General features: G+C 50.4%; 8 protein-coding genes and 2 pseudogenes. 9 read left to right on the top strand and 1 reads right to left on the bottom strand.

Annotated features, from left to right (window positions below; translation table 11 throughout):
• Positions 1 to 245, top strand: a pseudogene (locus JW499_RS21095) (phenol hydroxylase); the annotation flags it as partial.
• A gap of 60 nt (positions 246 to 305) precedes the next feature.
• Here the strand turns inward: JW499_RS21095 and JW499_RS21090 are convergent.
• Positions 306 to 1,202, bottom strand: coding sequence for a LysR family transcriptional regulator (locus JW499_RS21090; protein WP_205212434.1), 897 nt, complete (start codon positions 1,200 to 1,202; stop codon positions 306 to 308).
• A 136-nt stretch (positions 1,203 to 1,338) separates the two neighbouring features.
• Between JW499_RS21090 and JW499_RS21085 the strand changes: the two genes are divergently transcribed.
• The 8 genes and pseudogenes from JW499_RS21085 to JW499_RS21050 form a co-directional block, all read left to right on the top strand.
• Positions 1,339 to 1,749: a DoxX family protein gene (locus tag JW499_RS21085; RefSeq protein WP_205212433.1), complete on the top strand. Its 411-nt coding sequence runs from the start codon at positions 1,339 to 1,341 to the stop codon at positions 1,747 to 1,749.
• Positions 1,750 to 1,805: 56 nt separating this feature from the next.
• Entirely contained in the window at positions 1,806 to 2,759 is a 954-nt protein-coding gene (locus JW499_RS21080) for a glutathione S-transferase family protein (RefSeq protein ID WP_205212432.1), read from the top strand.
• Positions 2,760 to 2,768: 9 nt separating this feature from the next.
• The gene (locus JW499_RS21075; RefSeq protein ID WP_232846570.1) at positions 2,769 to 3,551 is read left to right on the top strand and encodes a dioxygenase family protein; all 783 of its coding nucleotides are present in this window, start codon (positions 2,769 to 2,771) and stop codon (positions 3,549 to 3,551) included.
• A 214-nt stretch (positions 3,552 to 3,765) separates the two neighbouring features.
• On the top strand, positions 3,766 to 4,110 hold the full coding sequence (locus JW499_RS21070) for a 2Fe-2S iron-sulfur cluster-binding protein (RefSeq protein WP_205212431.1): 345 nt from the start codon (positions 3,766 to 3,768) through the stop codon (positions 4,108 to 4,110).
• A gap of 31 nt (positions 4,111 to 4,141) precedes the next feature.
• Positions 4,142 to 5,065 carry a catechol 2,3-dioxygenase gene (locus JW499_RS21065; protein WP_205212430.1) on the top strand — a complete coding sequence of 308 codons (924 nt, stop codon included), beginning with the start codon at positions 4,142 to 4,144 and terminating at the stop codon, positions 5,063 to 5,065.
• 174 nt (positions 5,066 to 5,239) lie between these two features.
• Positions 5,240 to 6,700, top strand: coding sequence for a 2-hydroxymuconic semialdehyde dehydrogenase (locus JW499_RS21060; protein ID WP_205212429.1), 1,461 nt, complete (start codon positions 5,240 to 5,242; stop codon positions 6,698 to 6,700).
• A gap of 36 nt (positions 6,701 to 6,736) precedes the next feature.
• Complete coding sequence (gene dmpE, locus JW499_RS21055; RefSeq protein ID WP_205212428.1) at positions 6,737 to 7,522, top strand: 2-oxopent-4-enoate hydratase; 786 nt, start codon at positions 6,737 to 6,739, stop codon at positions 7,520 to 7,522.
• Between the two features lie 49 nt (positions 7,523 to 7,571).
• A pseudogene (locus JW499_RS21050) lies at positions 7,572 to 7,740 on the top strand (acetaldehyde dehydrogenase (acetylating)); the annotation flags it as partial.

Genomic DNA, 7,740 nt, shown 5'->3' with positions numbered 1-7,740 from the left:
CTGAAGAGGGGGATGACTGGCAGGGCTTCACCGGTTTTGTGCATGAAGCGGCCCAGGCACACTTTAACGGCCGTTTCGATGGCAATAAAGCGTATCTCTGTGGCCCGCCGCCGATGATCGATGCGGCTATCACAACCCTGATGCAGGGGAGGCTGTTTGAGCGGGATATCCATATGGAACGCTTTGTCACCGCCGCCGATGGTGCAGAGGAGCAGAGCCGCTCGGCGCTATTTAAACGGATCTGATTGTTCTGATCATTAACCGCCATACATACCGATAGCTTTGAGACAGACAAAACCGCAGCGCTATGCTGCGGTTTGCCTGTTCCAGTAGGCAATAAATTGCTGCGTAAAGGTTGTTACTCTGCTGGACAGGTGTTGACGGTGGGGATAGATTACATTAACCGGTATCTGGGTATTACACACTTGGGGCAGGAGGCTGACGAGCTCCCCCTTTTCTAGCATGGAATGAATGGCAAACTCCGGGCAAAAAGCGATTACTTTGCCTGTGAAAGCCATATTCGCCGCCGCCAGAGCGCTGTTCACCCGGGCAATAATCCTCGGTTTTATTTCAACTTTCTGTTTGTCTTGCAAAAAGCCCCAGCTTCCCGCGTGTCGATAGTTGCTATCAAATACACAGGGCAGGTCTTCCAGTTGTTCTATTGTGTCAGGCCGGCCATAGTGCGCTATAAACTCAGGCGATGCGCAAAGGATCATCCGGGTGAAACCTGCAGGCTTTGCAATCAGTGATGAGTCCGCCAGCTTGCCAATTCTCAGGGCAACATCAAAACCTTCGCTGATCAGGTCTACAAAGCGATCATTCAGTTGCAGTTCGATTTTCAGGTCAGGGTTGGCGGATGTCAGTTCTGCGATAAACGGCATCAACACCAGCTCGCCAAAGGTCGTTGGTGCCGAGATACGTAATCGTCCAACCAGACTCTGGCTTTCATTAAGGAGCTGAGCTTCGAGATTGACAATATCATCCAGTATTTTTTTTGCCTGTTCATAGTAACTATGACCTTCGCTGGTGACCTGCATACTGCGTGTCGAGCGAATAATCAGTCTGACTTTCAGTAGCGCTTCCAGCTGTGATATATGCGTGCTGACAAGGGCTTTGGTTTTACCCAAACGGTTTGCTGCGGCGGTAAAGCTTCCAGCCTCTGTAACGGCCACAAAGGTGGACATCAGGTTCAGTTTATCCATTCTCGGAAAGCCTTATTGGAAGTATTAATTGTAAAATTATATTAAACAATATGTATATTAAATTGATTATTGTTTATTTTATTGGTTGAGTCAAAATGTATCCATCAACTACGAATCAATTGATGAGGATAACTCAATGAATACTTCTCCTGCTTATGCGGCAACGCTGCTGCGCCTCGCTCTGGGTAGCATGTATCTGGCACATGGCTTGTTAAAACTGCTGGTGTTTACACCGGAAGGCACGGCAGGCTTTTTTAGTTCACTTGGACTGCCTGGCTTCTTTGGGCCTGTCACTATGGCGCTGGAAATCGCTGGCGGTACTGCACTGATTTTAGGCGTTTATGCTCGCTACGTAGCAGCGGCGCTGATCCCTGTTCTTCTGGGCGCCGTCATCCTGGTTCATGGAGCTAATGGCTGGGGCTTTGGAAATAAAGGTGGAGGCTGGGAGTATCCGGTATTTTTGATTGCGGCTTCTGTTGTTCAGTTTTTGCTGGGCGATGGACGTTATGCTCTTAAATCTCAGGAGACAAAGTCTGCGACGGTGTGAACTTTTTTGTGGGCACGGTGCTTTTGTCAGGTTAATTAAAGGGTTATGGGGGAGCTATGTTAGTTAATGGTGTGTGGCAAAGTAAGTGGGGCCCGGTGCAGAAAAAAGATGAGCAGGGTCGCTTTATTCGTCAGAGCAGTGCATTCAGACACACTATCAGTCCAGATCGCATTGCTGCGGTCACAAGTGGAGATATTGAAGCACTGGGTGTCAAACTCTATGTGGCGTATATCTGCCCCTGGGCAACCCGTACCCTGATAGCCCGGTCTTTGCTTGGTCTGGAAAAGTATATACCTGTCAGCATTGTTGATCCTCAACTAAGTGATAGCGGCTGGCGGTTTCACGGATATCCCGGGAGTACACCGGCAAAGCAGGAATCGATAACCTATATTCATCAGCTGTACACAGAGGCCGATCCTGACTATACCGGACGCGCAACAGTACCTGTTTTATGGGACACAGAAGGTCACAGGATAATCAATAATGAATCTGCGGATATTATCAGGATTTTTAACCATGATTTGCGGCCTGTACATAATTCTGAGGTTGATCTGGCACCTGAATTACTGTTGCAAGAGATAGACAGCTTTAATGAGCGAATCTACGATAGCTTAAATAACGGGGTCTATCGTGCCGGTTTTGCCTCCACTCAGGCCGCTTATAATGAAGCGTATAGCGATGTTTTTACAACACTGGAATGGCTGGAAAAACACTTTGATAATCACCGTTATGCCGTGGGCGATCAACTGACCGAAAGCGATATCCGTCTGTTTGTCACACTGGCTCGTTTCGATGTGGCGTATTATGGACTGTTTAAAACCAATAAGGCCCAGATCGGCGATTATGCAAACCTTTCCGCCTATATGGGGCGGTTATTAACGCTGCCGGCATTCAGTAAAAATACGAATATTGATCATATAAAAACGGGTTACTACTCTATTAAGGCTCTGAATCCGATGGGTATTGTGCCAGAGGGACCCGAACTGGACTGGTTTGGATATCTGAAATAGGAGATTGTCATGTCTGAAAAATCAGCTCCGGTCATGTTTATCGGTCACGGTTCACCCCGGTGGGCGTTATCACCGGGGGAAGCGGCGGCACGGTTAGTGGAATACAGACCGTTGTTCGACAATGTTAAAGCGCTGCTGGTGATCTCTCCCCACTGGATTACCCGGGGAATGCGCCTGACGGTATCTTCAAAACCGGAAACTATCCATGATTTTGGTGGATTCGAGCAGGCGCTTTATCAATTGCAATATCCGGTAGCGGGAGATCCTGAGCTTGCCCGTCATATCCAGTCAGTCCTGCAGGATAATGGTTTAGATGTGGCGCTGGATGAAAAGAGGGGACTGGATCATGGAGTCTGGGTTCCGCTATTGCATATGCTGCCGGAGCACAGTATCCCGGTAATACAGCTGTCTCTGGATGCGGCTTCCACACCGGAATCCCTGATCGCGTTGGGAGAGAAGCTAAAGTGCCTTCGCAATGAGGGGGTAGCGATTATTGCTTCCGGTAGCCTGACCCATAATCTTTATCATATGGGGGAGGAGCGAGCTGCCCCTCTGGACTATGTTGAACGGTTTCAGAACTGGGCCAGAGAGCAGGTTGTGGAGCGTAATATCGTTACGCTGAGTCAGCCTCATATTGAATCGGATGATTTTGCAACGGCCCACCCCAGTGCGGAACATTATCTGCCGCTTCTGATCGCGATGGGAGCCAGCCATGCTACAGATCAACTGTCAGTATTGGAAAGCCCGATCTTATATCAGGCGCTGTCGATGGAGTCCTACGGGTGGAACTGATGAAATCATTAACCCAGTTCTGAAATGATTGATTATATGATCAAAAGGCCTTGTTCTCGGACAAGGCTTTTTTGTTTTCTTAGTCTACTCTGAATGTTTAATTTATTTTAAAACAGTAGCTTATGAATGAGTTTGTTCTTTTGTTTAAGGCTGGCACAGAGGTTGCTCTAATATCAATGCGTCAAAAATCGAATGAACGTCAGTGGAGATTCCTATGCCGGATCGGGAGACACATTTGATCAGGGTTGTTAATCGTGATCAGAGCTTTAAATGTGCAGAAGATCAGGTGTTGTTGGTTGCGATGGAGCGAATGAGCACTGATGCAATCAGCGTGGGATGTCGGGGTGGTGGTTGTGGTGTTTGCAAAATTCGCATCCTCCAGGGGGATTATGAATGCAAACGGATGAGCAAAGCCCATATTTCTGAAGAGGAAATGCAGCAGGGTTTTGTGCTGGCCTGTCGGGTGTTTCCCCGGACAGATCTGGATATTGAATCTGATCATTACCAGGCTCCTGAGTCTTCTTATCAAATAGAGGCCGCCAGGATGGTGGCTGGTTGAACAATAAAAGCAAAGTGCAGAGGAAAACGAGATGAGAAAAGGTGTAATGCGTCCCGGTCATATACAGATTCGGGTTTTAGATGTTGAAGAAGCCCTGAAACATTACCGGGATCTGCTGGGCCTGATCGAAGTGGAGCGTGACAGTCAGGGGCGGGCTTACCTGAAGGGTTGGACTGAAGTTGATAAGTTTTCGGTTGTCCTGCGGGAAGCGGATGCACCGGGTCTGGATTTCGTCGGGTATAAAGTACTGGATAATCAGACACTGGAAAAACTTCATGGTGAGCTGGTCGAATATGGCTGCAATGTCGAAGAGATCCCTGCCGGTGAACTCAATGGTTGTGGTCGTCGTATTCGTTTTGACTCGCCAACCGGCCATATGTTTGAGATCTTTGCTGAGAAAGAGCAAACCGGTAAGTGGGGTTTGTCGCCGGTAAACCCTGAAGCATGGCCTCGCGGCCTGACCGGTATGAAAGCGACCCGTTTTGACCACTGTCTGCTGTATGGGCCAAACATCGCCGGTACGCTGGATCTGTTCCAGAAAGTGCTGGGATTTGAGCTTGCTGAGCAGGTGCTGGATCCTGAGGGTACCCGTATCGCACAGTTCCTGACCGTCGGCATGAAAGCCCATGACGTAGCCTTCATCGAGTGTCCTGATCCCGGCAAACTGCACCATGTATCGTTCTTCCTGGATACCTGGGAAGATGTGCTGCGCGCTGCCGACCTGATTTCAATGGAAGATGTTTCTCTGGATATCGGTCCGACCCGTCATGGTCTGACTCACGGTAAGACGATCTACTTCTTTGATCCATCGGGTAACCGTTCAGAAGTATTCTGTGGCGGCGACTATCACTATCCGGATCATGAGCCAGTTACCTGGAAAGCGGAAGATCTGGGTAAGGCGATTTTCTACCATGATCGCGTTCTGAATGACCGCTTCCTGACTGTTCTGACCTGAGTTCTGATGGGATAGTTTCAACCTGATAATTATAAGGCTGCACAGTCGTGTCAATGCTGGCAGTGCGGCCCTTATGACGGAGTTATACCCCCGTCAGATATAGTTCTATTGTCTGTTGTTCTTTAAAACTGCGAGTGCCAGACAGATTTACCCCTGAGATTAGCGAGTACCGACATGCACGAATTTAAAAACTTTATTAATGGTGAGTTTGTCACCACGGCCAGCGGTAAAACCTTTGAAAACCGTAATCCGGTTGATAACAGCCTGCTGGGTCTTGTCCATGAAGCGGGTCAGCCTGAGGTGGATGCGGCGGTCAAAGCCGCCAAAGCGGCGATGCAAGGCCCCTGGGGCAAGATGACTCAGGCGGAGCGGATCCAGTTACTGGATAAAGTAGCTAACAGAATCAATGAACGTTTTGATGAGTTTCTCGATGCCGAGTGTAAAGACACTGGCAAACCCCACAAGATCGCCTCCCATATCGATATTCCCCGGGGCGCAGCCAACTTTAAAGCGTTCTCTGAAACCCTGGCGAATCATCCGACGGAAGCCTTTAAGCTGGATACCCCGGATGGCCGGGGTGCACTGAACTATGGCCACCGTACCCCCAAAGGGGTGATCGCCGTGATCAGCCCCTGGAATCTGCCACTGCTGCTGATGACCTGGAAAGTGGGCCCGGCGCTGGCCTGCGGTAATACAGTGGTGGTGAAGCCATCAGAAGAAACACCCGCTACAGCCACTCTGTTGGGCGAAGTGATGAACGAGTGTGGTGTACCTAAAGGTGTTTATAACGTCGTCCATGGTTTTGGTCCTGATTCAGCAGGGGCTTTCCTGACCGAGCATCCCGGTGTGAATGCGATCACCTTTACCGGTGAAACCCGTACCGGCGAGATCATCATGCGCGCAGCCTCTGTGGGACTGCGTAATATCTCTTTGGAGTGCGGTGGTAAGAACCCCGGTATCGTGTTTGCCGACTGCGATATGGACAAAGCGATTGAAGGCACCATGCGTTCGGCGTTTGTTAACTGTGGCCAGGTCTGTCTGGGCACCGAACGGGTCTACGTTGAGCGTCCTATTTTCGACGAGTTTGTGCAACGCCTCAAAGAAGGCGTGGAAAAACTTAAGCTGGGTGTACCGGAAGATCCCGAGGTGGACTTTGGTCCGCTGGTGAGTCAGGAGCACAAAGAGAAAGTTTTGTCCTACTACCGTCTGGCGGTGGAAGAGGGCGCTACCGTGGTCACCGGTGGCGGTGTCCCCGAGATGGGTGAAGCACTGAATGCCGGAGCCTGGGTTGAGCCGACCATCTGGACCGGTCTGCCTGATGATGCCCGTGTTGTCCGTGAAGAGGTCTTTGGGCCCTGCTGCCATATCCGTCCGTTTGATACCGAAGAGGAGGTGATCGAACTGGCTAACGATACTAAATATGGTCTGTCCGCAGCGATCTGGACAGAAAACTCTGCCCGGGCTTCCCGTGTCGCGGAAGCGATGGAAGTAGGGATCTGCTGGGTTAACAGCTGGTTCCTGCGGGATCTGCGGACCGCCTTCGGTGGCGCGAAAGAGTCCGGTATCGGCCGCGAAGGCGGGGTACACGGTCTGGAGTTTTATACCGAGCTGAAAAACGTCTGCATCAAGCTGTAATGGCTGATTCAATGACAACTAGATATTGAGACGATAATGAATACAGAACAGATAAAACTACTGGGCGATGAACTCTACCAGGCCCTGTGTCAGCGACAGCAGGTGAAGCCGCTGACCTCACGCTTCGGGGATATCACCATCGAAGATTCCTACCATATCTCCTTGCAGTTGTTGCAGCGCCGGCTTGATGCGGGTGAACGGATTATTGGTAAGAAGATCGGCCTGACGTCAAAAGCGGTGCAGAACATGCTTAAAGTCGATCAGCCTGACTTTGGTTATCTGACGGATAAGATGGCCTTCAGTCAGGGCCAGGAGATGCCTATCTCCCAGCAACTGATTCAGCCGAAAGCGGAGGGTGAGATCGCCTTCATCCTGAAGAAAGATCTGTTGGGACCGGGTATTACGGCGGCCGATGTTCTGGCGGCAACCGACTGTGTGATCCCCTGCTTTGAGGTGGTGGATTCCCGCATCGACAACTGGCAGATCAAAATTCAGGATACCGTGGCGGATAATGCCTCCTGCGGACTGTTTGTCCTGGGCGATAAAGCGGTCGATCCCCGCAAAGTGGATCTGTCCACCTGCGGTATGGTGGTGGAGAAAAATGGCTCGGTGATCTCAACCGGCGCCGGTGCTGCGGCGCTGGGTAGTCCGGTGAACTGTGTTGTCTGGCTGGCGAATAAGCTGGGCGAGTTTGGCATCCCGCTTAAAGCTGGAGAAGTGATTTTATCCGGTTCACTGGTGCCGCTGGAGCCAGTGCAGGCTGGGGATTATATGAGCGTTAGTATCGGTGGTATCGGTTCGGCTTCTGTCCGTTTTGTATAACCACTAGCAATATTTGGCTTCCTTATTTAGAAGCTTAGGGTGAAATTATATGAGTAAGAAATTAAAAGCAGTGATTATCGGGCCGGGCAATATCGGTACCGACTTGCTGATGAAGATGAAACGGTCTGAGTGGATCGAACCGGTCTGGATGGTGGGGATCGACCCGGAATCCGATGGCCTGAAACGCGCCCGGGAGATGGGTATTAAAACCACTGCTG

Origin of the sequence: Amphritea pacifica, assembly GCF_016924145.1 — a bacterium.
Classification (GTDB): Bacteria; Pseudomonadota; Gammaproteobacteria; order Pseudomonadales; family Balneatricaceae; genus Amphritea; species Amphritea pacifica.
Note: the sequence above shows the minus strand (reverse complement) of the source record. Positions and strands in the feature narration are given on the sequence as shown.

Excerpts from the sequence above, each read along its gene's own strand:
- JW499_RS21080 (WP_205212432.1), top strand. The coding sequence starts at position 1,806 with ATGTTAGTTAATGGTGTGTGGCAAAGTAAGTGGGGCCCGGTGCAGAAA.
- JW499_RS21075 (WP_232846570.1), top strand. The coding sequence starts at position 2,769 with ATGTCTGAAAAATCAGCTCCGGTCATGTTTATCGGTCACGGTTCACCC.
- JW499_RS21060 (WP_205212429.1), top strand. The coding sequence starts at position 5,240 with ATGCACGAATTTAAAAACTTTATTAATGGTGAGTTTGTCACCACGGCC.
- dmpE (WP_205212428.1), top strand. The coding sequence starts at position 6,737 with ATGAATACAGAACAGATAAAACTACTGGGCGATGAACTCTACCAGGCC.
- JW499_RS21065 (WP_205212430.1), top strand. The coding sequence starts at position 4,142 with ATGAGAAAAGGTGTAATGCGTCCCGGTCATATACAGATTCGGGTTTTA.
- JW499_RS21085 (WP_205212433.1), top strand. The coding sequence starts at position 1,339 with ATGAATACTTCTCCTGCTTATGCGGCAACGCTGCTGCGCCTCGCTCTG.
- JW499_RS21070 (WP_205212431.1), top strand. The coding sequence starts at position 3,766 with ATGCCGGATCGGGAGACACATTTGATCAGGGTTGTTAATCGTGATCAG.
- JW499_RS21090 (WP_205212434.1), bottom strand. The coding sequence starts at position 1,202 with ATGGATAAACTGAACCTGATGTCCACCTTTGTGGCCGTTACAGAGGCT.